Source organism: Pseudomonas shiyinii, assembly GCF_056725765.1.
In genome coordinates this window covers 1947006-1972446 of sequence record NZ_CM161522.1, presented here as the reverse complement: position 1 = coordinate 1972446, position 25441 = coordinate 1947006, and the positions used below count along the sequence as shown (strand labels likewise).

The 25441-nt window shown below is 66.6% G+C and carries 7 protein-coding genes; 5 read left to right on the top strand and 2 right to left on the bottom strand.

The genetic code is table 11. From position 1 onward, the window contains the following. Positions 1-55: 55 nt before the first annotated feature. The 5 genes from ACXHGZ_RS08990 to ACXHGZ_RS08970 all read left to right on the top strand — a co-directional run bounded on the left by ACXHGZ_RS08990 (position 56) and on the right by ACXHGZ_RS08970 (position 8840). Positions 56-1390: a lysine N(6)-hydroxylase/L-ornithine N(5)-oxygenase family protein gene (locus tag ACXHGZ_RS08990; protein ID WP_480463417.1), complete on the top strand. Its 1335-nt coding sequence runs from the start codon at positions 56-58 to the stop codon at positions 1388-1390. A 13-nt stretch (positions 1391-1403) separates the two neighbouring features. Beyond that, on the top strand, positions 1404-3053 hold the full coding sequence (locus ACXHGZ_RS08985; protein WP_480463415.1) for a cyclic peptide export ABC transporter: 1650 nt from the start codon (positions 1404-1406) through the stop codon (positions 3051-3053). A 152-nt stretch (positions 3054-3205) separates the two neighbouring features. Beyond that, complete coding sequence (locus tag ACXHGZ_RS08980) at positions 3206-5635, top strand: TonB-dependent siderophore receptor (protein ID WP_480463413.1); 2430 nt, start codon at positions 3206-3208, stop codon at positions 5633-5635. A gap of 219 nt (positions 5636-5854) precedes the next feature. Next, positions 5855-8047: an AAA family ATPase gene (locus tag ACXHGZ_RS08975; protein ID WP_480463411.1), complete on the top strand. Its 2193-nt coding sequence runs from the start codon at positions 5855-5857 to the stop codon at positions 8045-8047. After that, the gene (locus ACXHGZ_RS08970) at positions 8040-8840 is read left to right on the top strand and encodes an HNH endonuclease (protein ID WP_480463410.1); all 801 of its coding nucleotides are present in this window, start codon (positions 8040-8042) and stop codon (positions 8838-8840) included. Before ACXHGZ_RS08975 ends, ACXHGZ_RS08970 begins: the two co-directional genes overlap by 8 nt. 92 nt (positions 8841-8932) lie before the next feature. On the opposite strand, the gene ACXHGZ_RS08965 is transcribed toward ACXHGZ_RS08970, so the two are convergent. Beyond that, positions 8933-22093, bottom strand: coding sequence for a non-ribosomal peptide synthase/polyketide synthase (locus tag ACXHGZ_RS08965; protein ID WP_480463409.1), 13161 nt, complete (start codon positions 22091-22093; stop codon positions 8933-8935). Position 22094: 1 nt separating this feature from the next. After that, positions 22095-25433 carry a non-ribosomal peptide synthetase gene (locus ACXHGZ_RS08960; protein ID WP_480463408.1) on the bottom strand — a complete coding sequence of 1113 codons (3339 nt, stop codon included), beginning with the start codon at positions 25431-25433 and terminating at the stop codon, positions 22095-22097. Between the last annotated feature and the right edge of the window lie 8 nt (positions 25434-25441).

The window sequence follows — 25441 nt, the reverse complement described above, 5'->3', positions numbered from 1 at the left end:
GGACCCGGGGCGCCACCCACAGCGCCCCTACCCGACCACCCAAGGAACCGTACCCATGAGCCAGACCGCTAGCCCCGAAAAAATCCACGACCTCATCGGCGTAGGCTTCGGCCCTTCCAACCTGGCCCTGGCCATTGCACTGGAAGAGCTCGCCGAAACCAACGGCCATGCACTCGACGCCCTGTTCATCGACAAGCAGAGCGACTACCGCTGGCATGGCAACACCCTGGCCACCCAGAGCGAGCTGCAGATCTCCTTCCTCAAGGACCTGGTTTCGCTGCGCAACCCCACCAGCCCCTACAGTTTCGTCAACTACCTGCACCAGAAGCAGCGCCTGGCCGACTTCATCAACCTGGGCACCTTCTACCCCTGCCGCCTGGAGTACAACGACTACCTGCGCTGGGCCGCCGAGCACTTCGCCACCCAGGCGGTGTATGGCGAGGAAGTGCTGCGCATCGAGCCTGAGCTGCACGAGGGCCGGGTCGACCACCTGCGCCTGGTCTCGCGCGACCAGCATGGCCGCGAGCATCAGCGCCGGGCCCGGTCGGTGGTGGTCGGCAGCGGCGGCACGCCGAAGATCCCACCGGCGTTCCACGCCTTCAAGGACGATGCGCGAGTGTTCCACCATTCCCAGTACCTGAGCGCGCTCGGTCGCCTGCCGTGCAACGAGGGCAAACCGATGCGCATCGCCGTGGTCGGCTCGGGCCAGAGCGCCGCGGAAGCCTTCATCGACCTCAACGACAGCTACCCATCGGTCAAGGTCGACATGATCCTGCGGGCCTCGGCGCTCAAGCCTGCCGACGACAGCCCCTTCGTCAACGAGATCTTCGCCCCCGAATACACCGACCTTGTGTTCAACCAGCCGCGCCCGGTGCGCGACAAGCTCATCGCCGAATACCACAACACCAACTATTCGGTAGTCGATGTCGACTTGATCGAGCGTATCTACGGCATCCTCTACCGCCAGAAGGTCGCCCATACCCCGCGCCATGCCGTGCTGTGCCGGCGCACCATCGAGGACGTGGTGGGTACACCCGAGGGCATCGAACTGACCCTGCGCGACCTGGCCACCGACGTGCGCCAGACCCATCGCTACGACGCGGTGATCCTCGCCACCGGCTACGAGCGCCGCTCCCATCGCGAGCTGCTGGCGCCCCTGCAACAGCACCTGAAGGATTTCGAGGTCGACCGCAACTACCGCGCCCTGGCAACGCCCGACCTGCGCGCCTCGGTGTACCTGCAGGGCTTTTGCGAAGCGTCCCATGGCTTGAGCGATACGCTGTTGTCGGTGCTGCCGGTACGCGCCGCGGAAATCGGTCAGGCGCTCTACCAGGACCTGAGCCGTCACGCCCTCGGCGCACAGCCGCTCGCAGCCCTGAGCCGCGCCTGAGCGGAGCCTGCCAATGACCAAGCAATCACGCGGGGCCTTGCGCGAGCTGCTGGCCCTGCTCAGACCGTTTCGCACGGTGGTGAGCCTGTCGATCCTGCTGGGCATGGTCGGCGGGCTGAGCGTCACCGTGCTGCTGGCGACCATCAATGGCGCCCTGCACGCCGAGGGCGGGCTCAGCCAACATGTGGTTGGGCTGTTCGCCGGCCTGTGCCTGTTGGCGCTGACCAGTTCGATCCTGTCGGACATCGGCACCAACTATGTTGGCCAGCACATCATCGCCCGCCTGCGCCTGACCCTGGGCGAAAAGGTGCTGTCGGCGCCGATCGCGCAGATCGAGGGCTACCGCAGCCACCGTCTGATCCCGGTGCTGACCCACGACGTGGACACCATCAGCGACTTCGCCTTCGCCTTCGCGCCGCTGGCGATCTCGCTGACGGTGACCCTGGGCTGCCTGGGCTACCTGGCCCTGTTGTCCTGGCCGATGTTCCTGATGATCCTGGTGGCCATCGGCATCGGCATCGGCGTCCAGTACCTGGCCCGGCGTAAAGGCATCAAGGGCTTCCTGGCCGCCCGGGATGCCGAGGACGAGCTGCAGAAGCACTACGCTGCGCTCGCCGAAGGCGCCAAGGAGCTGCGTATCCATCGGCCACGCCGCCAGCGCATGTACACCCAGCGCATCCGCCGCACCGCCAATGGCATCCGCGACATCCAGGTGCGCGCGATCAATGTGTTCGTGGTGGCCAAGACCTTCGGCTCGATGCTGTTCTTCGTGGTGATCGGCCTGGCGCTTGCCCTGCAGTCGCTGTGGCCGTCGAGCGACAAGACGGTGATGAGCGGCTTCGTGCTGGTCCTGCTGTACATGAAAGGCCCGCTTGAGCACTTGGTGGTGACCCTGCCGATCATCAGCCGGGCGCAGATCGCCTTTCGCCGCATCGCCGAGCTCTCGGAGCAGTTCTCCTCCCCCGAGCCACACCTGTTGCTCGATGACCAACGCCCAGGCGCCACCGCCTTGCACAGCCTGGAGCTCAAGGATGTGCGCTACAGCTTCCCGGCAGCCGAAGGCAGCACGCCCTTCTGCCTGGGGCCGGTCAACCTGCGCATCGAGCAGGGCGAGATCGTCTTCATCGTCGGCCAGAACGGCGGCGGCAAGACCACGCTGATCAAGCTGCTGCTGGGCCTGTACGCGCCGCAGTCCGGCGAAGTGCGCCTCAATGGGGTGGTGGTCGGCAGCGGCGACAGGGATGACTATCGCCAGCTGTTCACCACCATCTTCGCCGACTACTACCTGTTCGATGAGGTGGTCGAGGGCGAACGGCACGTGCCCGAGGATGCCAACCGCTACCTCGAACGCCTGGAGATCAGCCACAAGGTGAGGGTCAAGGACGATGCCTTCACCACCACCGACCTGTCCACCGGGCAGCGCAAGCGCCTGGCGTTGGTCAGCGCCTGGCTGGAGGAACGGCCGGTGCTGGTGTTCGACGAATGGGCCGCCGACCAGGACCCGGCCTTCCGCCGTATCTTCTATACCGAGCTGTTGCCAGAGCTCAAGCGCCTGGGCAAGACCCTCATCGTGATCAGCCATGATGACCGCTATTTCGACATCGCCGACCAACTGGTGGTGATGGACAGCGGCCAGGTCGTCAGCGAAAAAGCCCTGGCCTGACCTTCCCCCGACAAGCCCCTGGTCTAGCAGCCAGGGGCTTTTTCTTGCCCGCCACGAATTTGAAAAAAAGTTTCCGGCTTTTCGGCGGGCATGCGTCTCACTACCAATAACAATTCTCAATTACATACGCCAGCACTTGACGGATAGCATCCATGCGCATCAACCCACCCCGTAGAACCACCACCCTAGCCCCACGTCGCCCCTTGCTGACCCTGGCCGCCGCTGTCGTGCTCGGCTACGCCTGCCAGGCCAACGCGCACCCGGTGGCGATCGACATCCCGGCCCAGAGCCTGTCGAAGTCGTTGCAGGACCTGGGCCGCCAGGCCAACCTGCAGATCCTCTACAGCCCCGAGGCGATCAAGGACGCGCGCGTGGCTGCCGTGCAGGGCGAGATGGAACCGAGCCAGGTACTCGACCGCCTGCTGCAGCACACCGACATCCGTTACCAGATCACTGGCGACACGGTCATCCTCAACACGTCCCGGGCCGAAGCGGACGTGGTCAACCTGGACAATGTATTGATCAGCAGCCGGCAGATGACCGTCACCACCGAGGGCTCCCACTCCTACGCCTCGCCCATGACCACCATCGGCAAGGGCGTCAAGAGCATCAAGGAGATCCCACAGTCGGTGAGCGTGGTCACCCAGCAGCGCATGCAGGACCAGGACATCACCAATGTCACCGAGGCCCTGCTCGCCTCCCCCGGCATCACCGCCGTGCCGTCGTTCACCGGCCACCAGTTCTATTCCCGCGGCTTCTTCATCAACAGTTTCCAATACGATGGCGTACCCCTGGAGCGCCAGCTGTATGCCCGAGGTTCTAGCTTCGGCGGCCAGACCGCCATCCTCGACCGCGTCGAAGTGCTGCGTGGCCCGCAGGGCCTGCTCGAGGGCGGTGGCGATCCTTCAGGTGCGGTCAACCTGGTGCGCAAGCGCCCTACCGCCGAGCCGCTGCTCAACATCACCGCCAAGGCCGGCAGCTGGGATCGCTACGGCGCCCAGGTGGATGCGGCCGGGGCGCTGGATGCGCAACGCAAGCTGCGCGGTCGCATCGTCCTGGACTACGACACGGCCAATTCCTTCGTCGATTATGTCGGCTCCGACAACCAGACGATCTACGCAGCGCTCGACTACGACCTGACGCCCGACACCACCGTCGGCATCGGCTACAGCCACGAGCGGGTGGATGCCACCCCCAACTTCATGGGCATTCCCAACTACAGCGATGGCTCGATGCCCAAGCTGGGCCGCTCGACCTACCTGGGCACCACCTGGGACAACTGGGACAAGACCCAGGACACCTACTACCTGGACATCGCCCACCAGCTCAACGACAGCTGGAAGCTCAAGGGCACCTTCATCAATGTCCGAGAGTTCAACGACTTCAAGTACCTGCAGCGCCGTGGCCGCCTCGGCCCACCCAATACCCTGGTGGGCGATGCCTATGTCTTCGACTACTTCTCCGAGCACTGGGGCGGCGACATCAATGCCAGCGGCGATACCGAACTGTTCGGCCGCAAGCTCGGCCTGACCTTCGGTGCCAACGCCTCCAAGCTCAAGAGCCATGATGTGTGGGGCGCACGCTACAACTGGGTCAGGCCGATCGATATCTTCAACTACGTGCCCAACCGCGAGGAGCCGAGCGATGAGTCGATCTACGCGGCCAACAAATGGGACGATGCCTACGACTCCACCCAGAAAGGCGTCTACGGCGTCGCCAACTACGCGCTGACCGACGACCTGTCGCTGATCGTCGGCAGCCGGGTGTCGGACTTCCGCACCGTGTTCACCTCCGACGGCCCCTGGGGTGCCAGCCGTAGCGTGGCGCAGAAGCACGGCAAGGTCACCCCCTATGCCGGCCTTGTGTACAAGCTCGACCCGACCTGGAACGCGTACGCCAGCTACACCGAGATCTTCAAGCCGCAGACCCAGCGCACCGCCGAGGGCAGCCTGCTCGACCCGCGCACCGGCAAGAGCTACGAGATCGGCCTGAAGGGCGAACACAACGAAGGCCGCCTGATCACCACCTTCGCGCTGTACCAGATGGAGCAGGACAACATCCCGATGCCGGATGCCAGCATCCCGAGCGATGTGGCCAACGCCTCTTGCGGCGGTACCTGCTATCGCCCCTCCGGTACCATCCTGAGCCGCGGTTTCGAGGCCGAGGTCAGCGGCGAGGTGGCCGAAGGCCTGCAGCTGTATGCCGCCTACACCCTCAACCTGCTCAAGTACAAGGACGAGGAGCCGGCGACCGCCGGCAACATCTCGGCCAACACCCAGACGCCCAAGCACATCCTGCGCACCTGGGCGAACTACCAGTTGCCGGGTGACTGGAGCAAGTTCTCGGTGGGTGCCGGTGTCAACAGCCAGAGCTCTTCCGCAGGGTTTGGCTACTACGGACGCGAACAAGGTGGCTATTCGATCTGGAACGGCCGCATCGCCTACCAGATCGACAAGAACCTGTCGGCGGCGCTGAACGTCAACAACATTTTCGACAAGAAGTACTACTCGGCCATCGACTACGACCACAACTTCTATGGCGACCCGCGTAATGTGCTGATGACCTTGAAGTACAGCTACTGATCGAAAACCTGGGGCTGCTGCGCAGCCCTTTCGCGGCACAAGGCCGCTCCTACAGGCGTACGCAGAGCTCTGTAGGAGCGGCCTTGTGCCGCGAAAGGGCCGCAACGCGACCCCCTGCGTCATTGAATCCAACCGGACAAACCTGATCAAATAGCGCCTTGATGGCCACGAGCCACTACCGGCCACGGAAGCGCTCTTCCACACGATCAGGACCCCACCATGTACCATGACGACCGCGAAATCGCGGCAGAGAAGTTGATCGAAGCGCTCGAACAGGACGTGAAAGCGATTACCGATCTTTCGCAGGATGCTCGACTCCTACTGATGCTGGTTGCGGTCGCCCGTACCGGGGTGCCTACCTTCGACCAATACCAATTCGCGACATGGCTGATGGACGATCCGTTGCTCGAGCAGGTCGCTATCGATATCCATAATCAGTTGAAGAACAAGGCCGAACGGCTTCTCAAATCACGCAAAGATACTGCGTTCCTGATTACTCACCTGGCCGCCAGATCCATTTCGCAGGAAGTCGGTATCGATTACCGCCACCCGAAACTGGTCGCCGCATTGGTCGGCACCCTGCAAGCGACGTTGTCGACCCCGTTGTTCGAAGCGCTTCCCAACACCGCCGAACTCTCACTCGGGTTGCTGGGCAAGTCGCCCAAACCATCGTTTCCCATGTCCAAGAACCTATCCGACCGCCATCGAAATCTCATCAGCCTGCGCCTGGCGGCCAATGGCATCGATGCCAGGTTCACCCATGCCCTGGACTACCGCTTCGGCCAGCCGACCTACCTGCTGGACTGGCCGCTCGCCGATCACACAACGCTGCTGTCAACGCTCGAGAACGTGTTGGAGATCGGCAATGCCCGGCTGGTGCTGATCGTGAACTGGACCCGTGCAGAGACGACCGACACATGGAAGCGCTTGCTCGCGCTGACCGAGAGCCGGGCGCACATCGAGGCACTGATCGATTTCAGCAGCCTGCCCACGCCCTCGGACCACTGCACCGCGATCATCATCAATACCCAGCCGCCCCAGCGCGATACGCTGTACATCGATGTCTCCCTTTCGAACAGCGCACTGCCCCCTCTGGACGGTATCGAGCGCATGCTGCTGGCCGGCTGTATCTACAACCTCTGGCAAGGCCGTGCAGCGCATAGCCATCTGGACTTTCTTTCTCGCGATGTATTGAAGTTCGTCAACAGCTACTTCCATGATGGCTTCCGCCCGATCGTCGGGCTGTGCAATGCCGTGGACAAAAGACCGAAGCTCATCGGCAAGACACGCCTGGCCAGCCGCCCCTACCTCAAGGCCCCACCTGGCGAGCCCTCACGGCCGGCATTGTCGGATAACAGTCGATTGATCGCCCAGGCACTGGAGCGCAGCGACAGCCACCGCTGCATCTACGTCATCGGCAACAACGGCGAAGGCAAAAGCTTCCTGCTCAGGGATATCGTCCATCAGTTGCAGGCGGCCAGGAAACGCACCATTGGCCTGCCCATGTCCCATGCCGATCGTTTTCCTGATGAAGGCCATCTCTTTACCTACAAAGGTGCGCGCAAAAACACGATTGCCAAGGAAATAGTGGCCATCTCGCAGGACGGCACTCACGTCCAGCTACTCAGCGAATGCCTGGAGTTGATCGGCTTCAACCCCAAGATCTACCTGATCCTGAAGTCCGAACTCAGCTATGACCCGGAAGGAAACCGGCGCCCCAATACCCTGGATTTGTCAGACAACGATGACCGGGCGTACCTCAATACAGAAAAGGGCCTGGTCAAGCATTACGCTGTGAACTTCATCCGCGAAGGCCACCGGACCATCCCCTTCGACAATCTCAGCTCCGGCGAGCAAGGCATCCTCAACCTGCTGACCCGGATCATCGCATCGGCCACCAGGGATGCCACCTTCCTGATCGACGAACCCGAAATCAGCCTGCACGTCAGTTGGCAGCAGCGGCTCCCTCGGGTCTTGAGCGTGCTGAGCGAACGCCTGCAGATCGCCTTCGTGGTCGCCACCCACTCGCCTATCCTGATCGCCAACGCCGCCGCACAGGACATCTGCTACGTATCCAGGGTCGGAGAGCTGGAGGAGATCCCCGTCGAGGAACGCCATTCGGTCGAAACCTTGCTGATGGATGGTTTCGAAACCTACACCCCGCACAACCGCGAGGTGCATGAACGCTGCGCCAAGCTGGTGGCCTCGCTGATCGAGGCGGCGAATGAACAGGCCGGCGTCGTTGACCAGGCCAACGAAGCCATCGAGAAGCTCGAGGCGTTCAAGGCGACCATTCGCAAGAGCGGCCAGACCGGTAGCGACACACGCCCGGCCAACGACATCGACCTGATTGAAAAGACCTTGGGCGCGATTCTTATGCTGCGTGCGCAAAGCGAGCCCCACCATGGCTGATTTGACCCAGAAACAGATGGATGCCGTAGAGGCCCGCTACAAGGATGACTGTCATGAGCGGGCGATACACCGGCCACAGGCATGGAAGCACCTGCTCGAGCAAAAACAACGGGCCATCGCCGAGTTCGAACGCCGTAGAAAAGGGCTGGCTCCGTCTACGACCGACCTGTGGACCGAACTGAGCAAATTCAAACAGCACCAGACCTCGGGCGTGACCGGCCCCTCGATCCGCAAGGCCTTGCGCAGTTTCCTGGAAAAAGAACAAAACCACCTGTGCTGCTATTGCCAGCGCCCGTTGGTCAACATCGCCCACGCCAAGCCCATCGAACACATCCTGCCACGGGTCGATTTCGTCCAGTACACCTTCCATTTCTGGAACCTGGCGGTGGCGTGCTTCGACTGCAATCAGATCAAGTCCGACGCGGTCTGGGCCGATGAAAAGAAAAAGGGCCAGGAAGCCTATCCGCAACCTGGCGCCTTCACCGAGATGTACCACCCGCGGTTCCATACGTTCGCCGAGCACGTGCGTTTCATCAGGGTACAGACCAACGAGCACCTCATCTCGCTGTATGTGGGCATTTCCGAGCAAGGGCGCCACCTGTGCCTGAACCTGCTCAAGGAACTTTCGGCCCGGGAAATCGTGCTCAACAGCAACCCCCGGCTCAAGCAGGCCCAGGATGTGATCAACAGCCATGTGGCCGCCCAAGAAGGCGACCTGCCGCCTGCGCTCAAGGCCTTCAGCGACGCGCTGTCCACGTCGACCAAAGCACTGATCGACAGCCATTGCCGCTAAATCAGCGGGCCCGCGATTCCTGTGTGTGGGGCTTCAGACGGGTGCAGCCCATAAGATCGAGCGCCGCGCGGGCGGCGCTCGATCTGACAGGCTCATGCGCTTTGCAAGCTGCGCTCCAGCAACCGCCGCAGCGATGCCAGCCACTGCGCGCTGTTGACGATCTGGTCATGGTCGCTGTCGAGCACCTGTGAGTGGGCCAACGCCACCGGCGCCAGGGCCTGCTCCAGATGCGCCTCGATGACCTCGACCAACGCCTGCGGCTTGTCGCGGCCGGCCCACCAGCAGGCCGGGGCGACCTCGGTTGGCTCATAGCGGAACGCCTGCAACAAGGCATCGAGCTGTGGCTTGATGCGCAGGGCGTTGTCCAGGTCACGGTTCTGCAGGATCAGCCCCTCGATCAGCTCGAACTGCTCCGGCAATTCCCGACGCGTCCAGGCCAGCACCTGCGCCTGCACCGTCTCCAGCGGCAGGCCGACCAGGCTGGCGGCCAGGTCGCGGAACTGGGCTTCACGCTCGGGGAACAGCAGCGACAGCAATGCCACACGCCCCTGACCGTGATCGTCCTGTTCATGGTCCGGCGCCTGGGCCTTGGCCTCGGCGAGCAGGTCCCAGAACGGTTTCACCGCGGCCGGTGGCGGTGCGTCGAGCATGCCCAGGAAGGCCACTTCTCGTCCGGCCAGCTCCAGTTGCCGTGCCACGCTCATCGCCAGGTTGCCGCCCAGCGACCAACCCAGCAGGTGGAACGGCCCCTCGGGCTGGGCCTGGAGCAACTGGCGGGTGTAGCGCTGCACCATGGCGTCCCAGGTGGTGGGTTGCCAGTGCCCCTGGACGAACGCCTCGCACACCACCCCTTGCACGCAGAACAGGTCGCGCACGGCCTGGGCCAACGGCTGGTAGCAATAGACCGAGCCGTAGCTGGGATGGAAGCAGAACAACGACGGTTGGCACCCCGGGTCGCCCCCCAGGTGCACCAGCAACGAAGGTTCCTGCGCAGCCGGTGAGGCCAGGCTCGCGGCCAGGCGGGCAACGCTCGGGTTGGCCATGAAGCGGCTCAGCGACACCTCGATGCCCAACTGCCGACGCAGGGCGTCGAGCAGCTTGAGCGACAGCAGCGAATGGCCACCCAACTCGAAGAAGTTGTCGTCGCGCCCGACCTGCGGCACCTGCAGCACCTGCGCCCAGACCTCGGCCAGGGCCTGTTCCCGCTCGCCTTGTGGCGCCACGTAGGCCGCTTGGGCCCCCGCCTCGATCTTCGGCAAGGCGCGCCGCTCCAGCTTGCCGTTCGGGCTCAGCGGCATGCGCGCCAGGGCCTGCCATTGGCTCGGCACCATGTACTCGGGCAAGTGCCCGGCCAGATGATCAGCCAACACTTGCTGCCAACCCGCGTGCGCGTCGGCCAGCACCACATAGCCGAGCAGGCGCTTGCCGTCCTCGGCGACCACCACCGCCTCGCGCACCCACGCATGCTCCAGCAGTCGGGCCTCGATCTCGCCCAGCTCGATACGCAGGCCGCGCAGCTTGACCTGGTGATCCAGGCGACCGGCGTATTCGATCACCCCATCAGGCCGGTAGCGCGCCAGGTCGCCGGTGCGGTACATCCGCTCCCCCGCCACGAACGGGCTGGCAACGAAGCGTTCGGCGCTCAGCCCCGGGCGGCGGTGGTAACCCCGCGCCAGGCCCACGCCGGCCAGGTACAGCTCGCCCAGCACACCCGCCGGGACCGGCTCCAGGCTCGCATCCAGGATATGGCAGGCCAGGTTGGCGATCGGGCGGCCGATCGGCACACTGTCGCGGCCTTCGTCCAGGCACGTCCAGTGGGTCACGTCGATGGCCGCCTCGGTCGGGCCGTACAGGTTGTACAGCCCGGCCCACGGCAGCCGCGCCAGCACCTGCTGCTGCGCATCCACCGGCAGCGCCTCGCCGCTGCAGACGATGCGCCGCAGGCTGCGGCAACGTTCGACACCCGGGTCTTGCAGGAACGCTTGCAGCATCGACGGCACGAAGTGCAGCGTGCTCACCGCCTCGGCCTCGATCAGCTCGACCAGGCGCGCCGGGTCGCGGTGCGCGCCCGGCGCCGCCAGCACCAGCCGTGCGCCTTCCATCAAGGGCCAGAAGAACTCCCACACCGACACGTCGAAGCTGAACGGGGTCTTCTGCAGCACCGTGTCTGCCGTGGTCAGCCCGTACGCTTCCTGCATCCAGCACAGGCGGTTGACCAGCGCGGCATGGCGGTTGCCGGCCCCCTTGGGCTTGCCGGTGGAGCCTGAGGTGTAGATCACGTAGGCCAGGTTTTCGCCGTCCACCGCCACGTCCGGGTTGTGGGTCGGCTGCGCATCCCGCTCAAGCGCATCGAGCAGCAGGCAGTCGACGCCCTCCACCGGCAGCTCGGCCAACAGCCGGCGCTGGGTCAGCAGCAGCTTCACGCCACTGTCCTCGAGCATGTAGGCCAGGCGCTCGCGCGGGTATTCCGGGTCCAGCGGCACGTAGGCGCCACCGGCCTTGAGGATGGCCAGCAGGCCCACCACCATCTCCAGCGAACGTTCGGCGGCGATGCCGACCCGCACATCCGGCCCCACGCCACGGGCGATCAACAGGTGCGCCAGTTGGTTGGCCCGGGCGTTGAGTTCGGCGTAGCTCAGTTGCTGGCCAGCGAAGGTCAGGGCCGGGGCATGGGGCTGGGCCGCGGCCTGCCGCTCGAAGCGTTGATGCACGGTGCACGCCAGGTCATACGCCACGGACGTCGAGTTCCAGGCAAGCTGCTGGTCCTCGGCCGCAGCGCACGACAACAGGGTCAGTTCGCCAAGGCGCGTCTGTGCATCGCCCTGGGCCAATTGCGCCAGCAGCGTCTCCAGGCTGCCTGCGATCTGCGCCACGGTGGCACCGTCGAAACACGCCTGGTCATAGCTGAAATGCAACGACAGCTGCGCGCCCAGGTTGACCGCCAGGCACAGCGGATAGCTGGTCTGCTCCTGATTGTGTACCTCGCCGAACACCAGGCCGATGTCCGGCCCCTGGGCCAGCGCTTCGGACACTGGGTAGTTCTCGAAGGCCAGCAGCGTGTCGAACAGTGCTACGCCGCTCTGGCCTGCCCAGCGTTGGATCTCGAACAGCGGCGTGTGCGCGTGCTCACGGGCCGCGAGGTTGTCTTGCTGCAACTGCTGCAGCCAAGGCAACAACGGTTGGTCGAGGTCCGGCGTTGCGATCACCGGTAGGGTGTTGATGAACAACCCCACCTGCCGCTCGATACCGCGCAGCTCCGGTGGGCGACCCGCCACGGTGGCGCCGAAGGCCACCGTCTGCTGACCGGTGTAGCGCTGCAACAGCACCAGCCAGGCGGCCTGGAGCAAAGTGTTGAGGGTGACTTTCTGCTGCCGCGCGAACCGTTCCAGGCACTCGCAGTGCACTGCATCCAGGGTGCGGTAGTAGTCGCCATGGCCCGAGCCGGCAGGCTTGGGCAGCGCCTGGGCCAGTGCGGTCGGTGCCCCCAGCCGGGCCACCCGGCCTTTCCAGAAGGCTTCACTGGCGGCCAGGTCCTGGCGCTGCAGCCAGGCGATGTAGTCGCGGTAACGCCCCGTCGGCGCGGCAACCGCCTCGCCGCTGTAGCGCTGCAACACTTCGCCCAGCAGCTGGGCATTGCTCCAGCCGTCCATGAGGATGTGGTGGCTGGTGTAGATCAGGTGATGACGCCCCTGGCCCAGGCGCACGAGGCACAGGCGCAGCAAGGGTGCCTGGTCCAGCCTGAAGCCGCGCTCGCGCTCCTGGCGCGCCAGTTGCGCAAGATCGGCGTCCGATACGTCACGGTGCGTCCAGTCGAGCACCTGCAAGCTGCCGGCCACGTGCCGGCAAACCAATTGCCGGGGCTGCTCCAGCTGCCAGAGGAACAGGCTGCGCAGGCTTTCGTGCTGCATCAGCACCGCGTCCCAGGCCGCCGTCATGCGCGGCTCGTCCAGGCCGCTGACCGCCACATGCATCTGGTTGACGTAGTCGCCGCTGTGGGCATCGGCCAATGCATGGAACAACATACCCTGTTGCATGGGCGACAGCGGGTAGAGGTCCTCGACCTGCCGTGCCGGCACCGGCAAGGCGTCCAGTTGCGCCTGGACCAGCCCAGCCAGCGGCACATCCGAAGGGGTCAGGCCGCCCTGGGTTTCGTCGCAGCAGTGCGCTACCAGGCTCGCCAGTTCCTCACGGAAGGCCTCGGCCAGGCGCTCGACCGTGGCCAGGTCGAACAGGTCGCGGCTGAAGGTCCAGTGGACGCCCAGTTCGCCCGCGAACACCCGGCAACCGATCGACAGCCAGTTGCCCAGCGGGGCATCGGCATGTTCCTGGCGGCCGGCGCTTTCTTCGGCCGGTACGAACAGGCCCTGCGCCTGATCGAAACTGGCATCGAACTGGCCCAGGTAGTTGAAGGTGATGCGCGGCTGCGGCAGGCCCGCCAGTTGCGCGCGGGTGGTGTCGTCGGCGAACCGCTGGAGCACGCCCAGGCCCAGGCCTTTGCCCGGGATCGCCCGCAGCTGCTCCTTGATCGCCTTGAGCGACCCCGGCAGGTCCGCGCAGGGGCGCAAGCAGACCGGAAAGACGCTGGTGAACCAGCCGACGGTGCGTGTCAGGTCGATGTCGTCGAACAGGTCCTCGCGGCCATGGCCTTCGAGCTGCACCAGCACACGGTCCTGCCCGCTCCAGCGCGCGATGACCCGCGCCAGGGCGGTCAGCAGCAGGTCGTTGACCTGGGTGCGGTAGGCCGCCGGCGCTTGTTGCAGCAGGCGTCGGGTCAGGTCGGTATCGAGCTGGTTGTGCACGCTGGCGGCAAAGCGCCCGTGCAGGCTGCCACCGGGGTGATCGCAAGGCAGTTGATCATCGCTGCCCTCCAGGTGCGCCTGCCAGAACGCCACCTCGTCGGCGCCCGCCCCCAGGGCCCAGGCTTGCAAGCGCTCGGCCCAGACCTTGAGCGAACTGGTGCGTGGGGGCAAGGCAGCTTCCGGCGCCTGATAGAGCGCTTGCAGGTCGTCGAAGAGGATGCGCCAGGACACGCCGTCGACCACCAGGTGGTGGACCGCCAGCAACAGACGCTGGGAGCCATCGCCCAGGGTCGCCAGCACGGCGCGCAGCAACGGCCCCGCCTGCAGGTCGAGGCTGCGCTGGGCCTGTTCGCAGGCGTGCTCCAGTGCCTGGGCGTCTTCCACCTGAACGCACCACAGCAGGTCCTGTGGAAGGTGCGCGGCGCTGCGGTATTCGGCTTGCCAGCCACCGGCCTGCTCGCTGAAGCACAGGCGCAGGGCATCGTGATGCATGACCAGGGCGCGCAGGGCCTGCGCCAGCCGCTCGGCGTCCAGCGCCTGCAGCGGGCGCAACAGGACCGACTGGTTCCAGTGATGACGGTCAGGGATCGACTGTTCGAAGAACCACTGTTGGACCGGCAGCAACGGCTGCTCGCCACGGGCCGGAGCCTGCTCGATCATCACGGGCGCCGCCCCATGTTGGGCGACCTGGGCCAGCGCTTGTACGGTCTGCTGGTTGAACAGGTCCTTGGGGGTGAAATGGAGGCCTTGGGCACGCGCTCGGCTGACCAGCTGGATGGAGACGATCGAGTCGCCACCGAGCTCGAAGAAGTTGTCGGTGCGCCCGACCCGTTCGAGCTTGAGCACCTGGGCCCAGAGTTCGGCCAGGCGGGTTTCCAGCTCGCCCTGGGGCGCCTCGTAGGCGTCCTGGGCCTGGGCCTGGGCCAGGTCCGGTGCGGGCAAGGCTTTGCGGTCCAGCTTGCCGGCCGGGGTCAGCGGCAGGCGCTCGAGCAGCAGCCAGGCGGTCGGTACCATGTAGTCCGGCAGCCGCGCACGCAGGGCCTGGCGCAGGCGCTCGCGCAGGCTCGGGTCGCCCGCCTCGTCGGGCACCACGTAGGCCACCAGCTGCTGGCCGCTCAGGCCCGGGCGGGCCAGCACCACCGCCTCGCGCACCCCGGCCTGCTCCAGCAGGCGCGCCTCGATCTCGCCCAGTTCGATACGGAAACCACGGATCTTCACCTGGTTGTCCACCCGCCCGAGGTAGTCGATCACCCCGTCGGCGCGCTGGCGCACCAGGTCACCGGTGCGGTACAGCCGCCCGCCCGTGCTGAACGGGTCGGCCACGAAGCGCTCGGCGCTCAGGCCGGCACGCCCCAGGTAGCCCCGCGCCAGGCCCTCACCGCCCAGGTACAGCTCCCCCACGATGCCTTGCGGCACCAGGTTCAGTTCGCCATCCAGCACGTAGGCGCTGCGCAGGCCGACGCGCTCGCCGATGGGCGCATAGGCCGCGCCGCACTCGGTGCCCTGCCCGGCCTTCCAGAGCAAGGGCGTCACCACCGTCTCGGTGGGGCCGTAGCCGTTGATGATCCAGCTCGGGCGCAGGGCCCGGCGTGCCAGCTCGTAGCTGGCCTGGGGCACGGCGTCGCCACCGAAGCAGTACACCCGCACCGCCGGGGGCTGACCCTCGCGTTCGGCATGTTCGGCCAGTTGCTGCAGGTACGCTGGCGGGAAGGCCGCCACGGTCACCCCGTGGGCCTTCATCTGTGCGTAGGTCTGCTCCGGCGTCCACAGCGTGTTGTCGCGCACCAGCAGGCTGGCGCCCTGGGTCAGGCAGGTCAGCCAGCGCTCATGGGCACCGTCGAAGGCGAACGACATGAAGTGCAGCTCGCAGTCGTCCGGGCGCATGTCGTAGCGCTCGGCGATGGCCTGCACGTGCATGGCCAGCGGCCCGTGGGCCACCGCCACGCCCTTGGGTTGGCCGGTGGAGCCGGAAGTGTAGATGATGTAGGCCAGGTGGTTCGGGTCTACTGCTACCTGAGGGTTTTCAGCCTCACCGACGCCTTCGACCTGATCCACCAACAGCACCTCCAACCCTTGCGTCGGCAGGCGTTCGAGGGTTATTGCCTCGCTCAGCAGCAAGCCGGCACCGCTGTCCTTGAGCATGTAGGCCAGGCGTTCGGCCGGGTACTCCGGGTCCAGCGGCAGGTAGGCGCCGCCGGCCTTGAGCACCGCCAGCAAAGCCACCAGCATGCGCGGCGAGCGTTCCAGGGCGATGGCCACCCGCACTTCGGGGCCCACGCCCCGGGCGATGAGTGCCGCGGCCAGGCGATTGGCGCGCTGGTTGAGGGTGGTGTAATCCAGGCACTGATCACCGAACACCACGGCCGGAGCATGGGGCGTGCGCGCCGCCCAGTCCTCGAATAGCGCATGCACCGGCCGCTGCATCGGGTAATCGCGGCCCGGGCCGTTCCAGGCCTCCAAGACCTGCTTGCACTGGGCAGGCGTACATGCGTGCAAGGCGCCGACCGGCGTGTGCGGCAAGGCCTGGAGCACCTGCAGCAGCAGGCTGTCGAAGCTGTCTGCCAGCTGCTCGATGGCCAGCTCGCCATACAGGCTCTGGTCGAAGCAATAATGCAGGGTCAGCTGCTCGCCCAGGCTGATGGCCAGCGACAGCGGGTAGTTGGATTGCTCATGGTTGACCACTTCGCCGAAGCGCAGCGTACTGTCCTCGCCCTGCGCCAACGCCTCGGAGATCGGGTAGTTCTCGAACACCAGCAGGCTGTCGAACAGCGGCGTGGCGCCCAGCCCGGCCCAGCGCTGGATATCCACCAGGGCCGTATGCTCGTGGTCGCGGATCGCCAGGTTCTCCTGCTGGATACCTTGCAACCATTGGCCCATGGCCTGGCCCCCCTGGACCTCGGCGATCACCGGCAAGGTGTTGATGAACAGCCCGACCTGCTGCTCGATGCCGGGCAGCGCCGCCGGGCGGCCCGCCACGGTGGCGCCGAAGGCGACGCAATCCTGCCCGGTATAGCGCTGCAACAACAGCAGCCAGGCAGCCTGCATCAGCGTATTGAGGGTGATTTTGTGGCGCCGGGCGAATTCGCCGAGCGCACGCGTGCGCGCCTGGTCATAGGTGCGGTAGGTGTGGCCATTGGCGTGCCCAGGCGTACCCTGGCCAGCCTGGGCGAAGGCCAGGGCCAGGTGCGTGGGCCCCGGGATGCGCGCCAGGCGCGCCTTCCAGAAGGCCTCGGTGTGGCTGCGGTCCTGGCCTTGCAACCATTGGATGTAGTCCCGGTAGCGGCCCTGCTGGGGCGCCAGCGACTGCCCGTGGTAGCACTGCAGCACTTCGCCCAGCAGTTGGGCATTGCTCCAGCCGTCGAGCAGGATGTGGTGGTTGGTGTAGATCAACCGATGACGGCCAGGCCCGGTGCGCACCAGCAGCAGGCGCAGCAGCGGTGCCTGGGCCAGGTCGAAGCCGTGTTCGCGTTCTTCGCGGGCCAGGGCCAGCAGGTCGGCCTGCGTCGCGCTTTCGATGATTCGCACGCTGTCGGGCAACGTGCGGCAGACCAGTTGCTGCGCCGGTTCGTCGCGCCAATCGAAACAGCTGCGCAGGCTGTCGTGACGGGTCACGACCTGCTGCCAGGCGGCAACGAAGCGCGCCTCGTCGAGCCCCTGCACATCCACCCACATCTGGTTGACGTATTCATGGCGCGCCTCGTCGTACAGGGCATGGAACAGCATGCCCTGCTGCATGGGCGAAAGCGGATAGACATCGTCGATCACCCGCCCGCCGGCTTCCAGGCGCTCCAGTTGCGCCTGGCCGAGCCCCGACAGGGGCACGTCCGAAGGCGTCAGGCCACGGTTGCCTGGGTTCATGCAGTGTTCGACCAACAGCGCCAGCTCCTGGCCATAGGCCTGGGCCAGCGCTTCGATGACCTCGCTGTCGAAGCATTCGCGGCTGAAGGTCCAACCAAGGCTCAACTCACCGTCGTAGACCTGCCCGTTGAGGCTCAGCCAGTTGCCCAGCAAGGCCCCTTCGCCCTGCTCCGCGCCACGCCCCTCGCGGGCGGGTAGGAACAGGTCGTCGCGGGCGTCGAGGCTGGCGTCGAACTGCCCCAGGTAGTTGAAGGTGATGCGTGGGCGCGGCAAGGCCGCAAGCTCCGCGCGCACCTGCGGCTCGCCCAGGTAGCGCAGGATGCCGAAGCCGACTCCTTTGTCGGGTACGGCGCGCAGCTGCTCCTTGACCGCCTTGATCGACTCGCCCAGATCGCCTGTCGGAGCCAGGCTCACCGGGAACAGGCTGGTGAACCAGCCCACGGTGCGCGACAGGTCGATGTCGTCGAACAACGCTTCGCGGCCATGGCCTTCCAGCTGCACCAGCACCTGCGGTTGGCCGGTCCAACGCACCAGCACGCGGGCCAGGGCGGTGAGCAGCAGGTCGTTGACCTGCGTGCGATAAGCCGCCGGCGCCTGGCGCAGCAGCTGCTGGGTGAGCGTGCGGTCCAGCCGGGTGTAGACGCTGTGGGCATGGCGCGCCAGCTGGCTGCCCTGCGGGTCGCGGCAGGGCAGCTCGTTCGCCTTGCCCGCCAGGGTGCGCCAGTGCGCCAGGGTATCGAGGGCGGTACCGCGGGCATGCTCGCCCAGGCGCTGGCCCCACTGCTGGTAGCTGCAGGTCCTGGCCGGCAAGGCCAGCGGCTGTCCGGCGGCCCCTTGGCGGTAGGCCTGTTGCAGGTCGTCGAACAGGATGCGCCAGGACACGCCATCGACCACCAGGTGGTGGATCGCCAGCAGCAGGCGCTGGGTGCCGTCACCAAGGTCCGCCAGCAGGCCGCGCAGCAGCTCGCCACGGGCCAACTGCAGGCTGGCCTGGGCCTCGCTGCAGGCGGCCTCCAGCGCCTGTGGCGAATCCACCTGGGTGGTCCACAGCAAAGGGCGCTGGGCCCACTGCGTGCGCAACTGCTCCAGCGTCAAGTGCGTGGCGCGCCCCTCGGTGAATGCCAGGCGCAGGGCATCATGGTGCCCAACCAGGGCTCGCAGGGCCTGCTCCAGCAGTGCAGGGTCCAGGGGGCTGCGCACTTCCAGCAGCACCGACTGGTTCCAGTGGTCAGGTTGGGCGACGGCCTGTTCGAAGAACCAATGCTGGATCGGCAGCAACGCCAGCTCGCCGGTCACCGGGGGTTGTTCGCGGGCCTGCGTCGGTTCGCCCTCCTGGGCCACCCTGGCCAAGGCGGAGACCGTCTGGTGGGTGAACACATCACGGGCGGTGAAGTGCAGCCCTTGCAGGCGGGCACGGCTGACCAGCTGGATGGAGATGATCGAGTCACCGCCGATCTCGAAGAAGTTGTCCTGGCGCCCTACCCGCTCACGCTTGAGCACCGCAGCCCAAACCTCGGCCAGGCGCTGCTCGCGTGCGTCCTGCGGCGCCTCGAACGCTTCGCCGGTGCGTGCGCGGGGCGGCGGCAGCGCGCGGCGGTCCAGCTTGCCATTGGCGGTGAATGGCAGGCCAGCCAGCACCACGGCATGGGCCGGCACCTGGTAGTCGGGCACCTGCAGACGCAAGCCCTCGAGCACGGCATCGGCCCACCGCTGGCGTGCGCCCTCACCGGCTTCGACCAAGGTTGCGTCCATGGGCACCAGGTAGGCAACCAGACGCTGGCTGCCATCGACCTCGCGCGCCAGCACCGCCGCCGCCGCGACACCTTCCAACGCACGCAGACGCTGGGCGACATCGTCAGGTTCGACGCGGAAACCACGGATCTTGACCTGGTCGTCGCCGCGCCCCAGGTATTCGATGCCAGCGTCGCCGATGCGCGCCAGGTCGCCGGTGCGGTACGCACGGCCCCCTGGATACCCCTCAGGGTCGGGCACGAAGCGCTCGGCGGTCAGGCCCGCGCGCCCGAGGTAACCGCGGGCCAGGGCCGGCCCGGCCACCTGCAGCTGGCCGCTGGCGCCCAGCACCACCGGGCCCAGGCCGTCGTCGAGCAGCTGCACCCGGGCCTGGGGCATGGCCCGGCCCATGGCGATGCGTGTGCCAGCACCACCAGGCTCGACGGCACCGGCGATCACGCCTACGGTGGTTTCTGAGGGGCCATAGTGGTTGATCACCCGGCACTGCGGGGCCGCCGCCCGGATGCGCGCCAGCAGCTGCACCGAGCACGCCTCGCCGCCCAGCACCAGGCACTGGCGTGGCAGGACCTGGGCCGGCTGGGCTGTCTCGAGCAGCGCTTCCAGGTGCGACGGCACGATCTTCAAGGCATCCACCGCATGGGCCTGCATGAAGCCGGCAAAGCGCTCGGCATCACGCACCTGGTCGTCATCGGCCAGGCACAGGGTGCGGCCCGAGCACAGGGCGCCGAACAGCATGGTGTGCCCAAGGTCCGCCGCTGGGGTCGAGACCAATGCCAGGTTACGCGCCTGCGCCCAGGGCATGCGTGCCAGGAGCCCGTGAACGTAGGCGAGCAAGGCGCCATGGCTGACCATCACGCCCTTGGACTGGCCACTGGAGCCGGAGGTATGGATCACATACGCCAGGTTGTCGGCCAGCACCGAAGGGCGTGGGCGCTCGATGGGTTCACACGGCTGGGTGAGCACGTCATCCAGTGCCAGGCTGGGCACGGGCAACCCGCCCATCTGTTCGGCGATCCAGGGCGCATCGGTGAGCAGCACCGGCGCGGCGCTTTCGGCCAGCAACTGGCCGACCCGCGCCCGTGGCGTGCTGGTGTCGATGGGCAGGTAGGCGCCGCCGGCCTTGAGGATCGCCAGCATGCCCACCACCAGTTCCAGCGAGCGCGATGCGCGCAACGCAACACAGCTTTCCAGGCCCACACCCAGGGCCACCAGACGCGCGGCCAAGTGTTCGGCGTGCAGGTCCAGCTCGCGATAGGTCAGGCGTCGCCCGCCCTGCACCAGCGCCACGGCATCCGGCTGCTGGCGGGCGAAGGCCTCGATCAGCCCGTGCACGGTCCCCTGGGGGGCATCGGCCACCGCCTCGCCGGTGCAGATGGCCTGAACCGTTCGCTGCGCCTCGGCATCCAGAAGCGGTACGGATTCGAGCGTGCTGTCGGGGGCCTCGGCGAACACCTGCACCAAGTGTGCGAAATGCCCGGCCATGCGCACCAGGGTCTGCTCGCGGAACAGATCGCGGGCGTAGATGAACGATGCACTCACCGCCTCGCCGTGCTCGAAGGTTTCCAGGGTCAGGTCGAACTTGCTCTGGCATCCGGCCAGGGGCAGGCCTTCGACGGCCAGTTGTTCATGCACCTGCCAGCGTTCCCCACGCGCCTCGCTCTGGTGGTTGTGCAGCACCTGGAACAGCGGGCTCTGGCTCAGGCTGCGCTCCGGCTGCAGGGCCTCGACCAGGTGCTCGAAAGGCAGGTCCTGATGGGTCTGGGCCTGCTGCACTTGGTGTTTGAGCTGGCGCAACAGGGTGCGGAACGTCATGCGTCCCTCCAATTGCGAACGCAGCACCAGGGTGTTGACGAAGAAACCGATCAGGCGCTCGGTCTCCGGCCGGTTGCGGTTGCTCACCGGCAGGCCGACGCGAATATCGGTCTGCCCGGTGTAACGGTGCAGCAATGCATGCAGGCAGGCCTGGAGGACGACGAACAAGGTCACCCCCTCGTCTTTGGCCAGGCGCTGCAGGTCGCGCACTGCCGCCGACGGCAGCGCGATGGCGCAGCGCCCGCCTTCAAGGCTGCGCTGGGCCGGGCGCGGGTAGTCGGTCGGCAGCCCCAGCTGTACAGGGTCTGTACCCAGTTGCTCGGTCCAATAGGCGAGCTGGCGCTCCGCTTCGCCGGCCTCCATCCAGCAACGTTGCCAATGGGCATAGTCGGCGTACTGGATCGGCAGGGCCGGCAGCGCCTGGCCGCCACCATAGAGGTGGATCAGTTCCTCGACCATCACCTGCATCGACCAGCCATCGGCCGCGATGTGGTGCAGGGTCAGCACCAGCACATGGTCGTCCGCGGCCAGGCGCAGCAGGCTCACCCGCAACGGGCGGCCAGCGCCCAGGTCGAACGGCCGGGCGATCTCGGCCTCGACAAGCGCTTGCAAGGCATCGGCATCCGGCTGGGCCTGGCCCAGGTCATGCAGGTCGATGGCCAGCGGCGTGGCCGGCAGGATGGCTTGGGTCGCGACGCCTGCGTCCTCGATGAACGCGGTGCGCAGCACCTCGTGGCGCTCGACCAGGCGGTCGAAGGCGTACTGCAGGGCCTGCAGGTCCAGGGCGCCGCGCAGGCGCAGCACGCTGGGGATGTGGTAGGCCGAGCTCTGGCGGTCCAGCTGCCAGAGGAACCACTGCCGCTGCTGGGCATAGGACAGCCGTGGCCGCTCGGCGTCACGCGCGCCTGTGGGGATCGGCAACTGGGCCAGGCCCAGGCCTTTTTCCTGGAGTTTGTCGAGGAACAGGCGGCCTTGGCTCGCCGGCAGTTTGAGGAATCGCTGAACCAGGGCGACCTTGCTGTTCTGATCCATTTCAGTTCGCCTCCAGCGCGTCGAGGAAGTCAGTGAGTTCATCCAGGGTGTCGTCCATGTCCACCGACACCAGCGGCTGTACCGCCTGGACGAAGCCCTCCAGGGTGCTTTCCTGGAACAGCAGACTCAGCGGAATGTTGGCACCCAGCTCCACCTGCACCCTGGCCATCACCTGGGTGGCCAGCAGCGAGTGCCCGCCAAGGTCGAAGAAGTTGTCGTTAACGCCTACCCGAGGCACGCCGAGCAAGGCCTGCCAGATGTCGGCGACCTGTTGCTCCAGCGCGGTACGCGGTGCCAGGTAGTGGCTGGCCAGCCACTGCGGGTCCGGCGCGGGCAGTGCACGACGGTCGAGCTTGCCGTTGGGCGACAGCGGCATGGCGGCCAGTACCATCACCTGGGTGGGCACCATGTAGTCGGGCAAGCGCGCCTTGAGCCAGGCCTGCAGCTCGCGCACCCACGGCCCGGGGTCGTCGCCCAGCGCTGGTGTGGCGACCAGGTAGGCGACCAGTTGGGGGCCGCCGGCCCCCTGCACCGGCATCACCAGCGCCTCGCGCACCTGATCGTGCTCCAGCAGGCGCGCCTCGATCTCGCTCAGCTCGATGCGAAAACCGCGCAGCTTGATCTGGTGGTCGGTACGCCCGACATACTCGATATCGCCATTGGCCAGGCGTCGCACCCGGTCACCGGTGCGGTACAGACGCCCGCCGTCGTCGGCGAAGGGGTTGGGCACGAAACGCGCGGCGGTGAGGCCAGGGCGCTGGAAGTAACCGCGGGCCAGCAGCCCGCCGCCGATCAACAGCTCGCCGACCACGCCCACCGGCGCCAGGGCGCCGTTGCCGTCGACCACGTACAGCGCACGGCCCGCGAGCACCTGGCCGATTGGCGGGTTGCCGGTGACCGGGCCCTGGCTGCAATCATGGGCGCTGACGGTCACCGTGGCTTCGGTCGGGCCATAGGTATTGAGCAGGCGCACGCCCTCCAGCCCTGCTGCGCGCCAGGCCACCAGGGCATCGGCGGCCATTGCCTCGCCTCCGGCATGGACCTGGCGCAGGCGGCCGTAGCCGGCCCGTGGGCGTGCGGCGAAATCCTTGGCCAGCATGGCCCAATAGGCGGTGGTCAGGTCGGCGACGGTGACGCCCTGCTCCACCAGCACCTGGTGGAACTGCTCGCTGGTCCAGATCTCGTTGCCCCGCAACAGCACCGCAGCGCCGCAGATCAAGGCCGGGAACAGCTGCTCGACAAAGCCATCGAAGTTGAAGGTGGCGAACTGCAGCACGCGGTCGCAGCTCGACAGCCCGAAGAAATCGATGCACACCTGCACATGGGCCGCCAGCGCCGCCTGGCTGATCGCCACGCCCTTGGGCCGGCCCGTGGAACCGGAGGTGAACATCACATAGGCCAGGTTGCCCGGCGCGCTGCGCTGCGGCGGGTTGCCCGGGTCGCTCGCATCGGCTGCCGGCGTGTCCAGGTCCAGCACGGGCATGGCACCGCACTCGGGCAACTGCCCATGCAGGTCAGGTTCGGTGAGCAGGCAGGCCAGGCCTGCGTCCTCGATCATGCCTTGCAGGCGTTCGCGGGGGTATTGGGGGTCCATCGGCACGTAGGCCGCGCCACTCTTGAGCACCGCCAGCACGGCAATCGCCATGCCCAACCCGCGCGCCACCGCGATACCGACCCGCTGCTCGGGACCGACGCCCAGCGCCAGCAGGCGTGCGGCCAGGCGGTTGGCCTGGGCGTTCATCTGCCGATAGGTCAGTTGCTGGCCCTCATGGATCAACGCCAGCGCCTCGGGGGTGCGTTCGACCTGGGCTTCGATCAACGCCTTGAGGCTGTGCTGCTCGCCGACCGCCAGCCCGTCGATGCCACTCCAGGCGTGTTCCAGCCGCCGGCGTTGCGCAGCGTCGAGCAGTTCCAACTCGCCGATGGCCGCATCGGGCTCGGCCACCAGCGCCTGCAGCAGGTTATGCCAGTGCCCGGCCAGGCGTGCGATGGTCTGGGGCTCGAACAGCTCGCGCATGTAGGTGAACGAGGCGATCAGCCCCTCGTCGGTTTCGGCCGTGTCCAGGCTCAAGTCGAATTGCGCGGCCTGGCTGTCGAACGCCAGACTGTCGATGCGCAGCTGGTGCAGCTGGCACGTCGGCAGGGCCTCGCGGCTTGCGTTCTGATGGCTGTACATGGCCTGGAACAGCGGGCTGTGACTGAGGCTGCGCTCCGGCTGCAAGGCCTCTACCAGCTGTTCGAACGGCAGGTCCTGGTGGGCCTGGGCCTGCAGCATGGCCTGGGCGGCCTGGGCCAGTACCTGGCAAAAGCTCATGCGCCCATCGAGTTGCGCCTTGAGCACCTGGGTGTTGACGAAGAAACCGATCAGCCCCTGGGTTTCCGGGCGGTTGCGGTTGGCGTTGGGGATACCGATGCGCAGCTCGCCCTGGCCACTGTAGCGGTACAACAACACCTGGAAGCTGGCCAGCAACAGGGTGAATAAGGTCACCCCCTGCGCGTTGGCCAGGTTTTGGAGGGCCTGGCACAGCGGCGTGGCGACCGTCAGGTCGTGGCGTGCGCCGCGGTAGCTCTGGGTGGCCGGGCGCGGGTGGTCCAGGGGCAGTTCCAGGACCGGCTGTTCGCCGCCGAGCTGAGCCGTCCAGTAGTCCAGCTGGCGCTGGCGCTCGCCGGCCTCCATCCAGGCGCGCTGCCACAGTGCATAGTCGGCATACTGGATCGCCAGCGGCGCGTGGCTGGGCTGGCGGCCGTCGCACAGGGCCTGGTAGGCCTCCACCAGCTCACGGACCATGATCTGCATCGACCAGCCATCGGCGACGATATGGTGCAGGACCATCACCAGTACATGGTCGTCGTCGGCCTGGCGCAGCAGGTGCACCCGCAGCAATGGCCCGGCGGCCAGGTCGAACGGCTGCTGTACCAAAGCCTCGACCCGGGCCCTGAGCGCGTGCGGCGCCAACGGGCCTACCGCCTCGACCTGCAAGGCCACGGCCTGCCGGGCCGCGATGCGCTGCAGCGGCTGCCCGGCACCTGTATCGATACAGGTGCGCAGGCTTTCGTGGCGTGCCAGCAGGTAGTCGAAGCTGCATTGCAGCGCCTGCAGGTCCAGCGGGCCGCTCAGGTGCAGGGCGGCGGGGATATGGTAGGCCGCGCTGCCGGGGTCCAGCTGCCAGAGGAACCACTGGCGCTCCTGGGCATAGGACAGGCGCAACGGCTCGTTCGGGTCACGCCGGAATACCGGGGCAACGTCGTAGAGATTGACCCCCTCCTTTTTCAGCAGAACCGCCAGGGCCTTGCGCTCCTGCGCAGACAGCACACCTATGGATTCAATCAACTCTTGCACGCCATGAC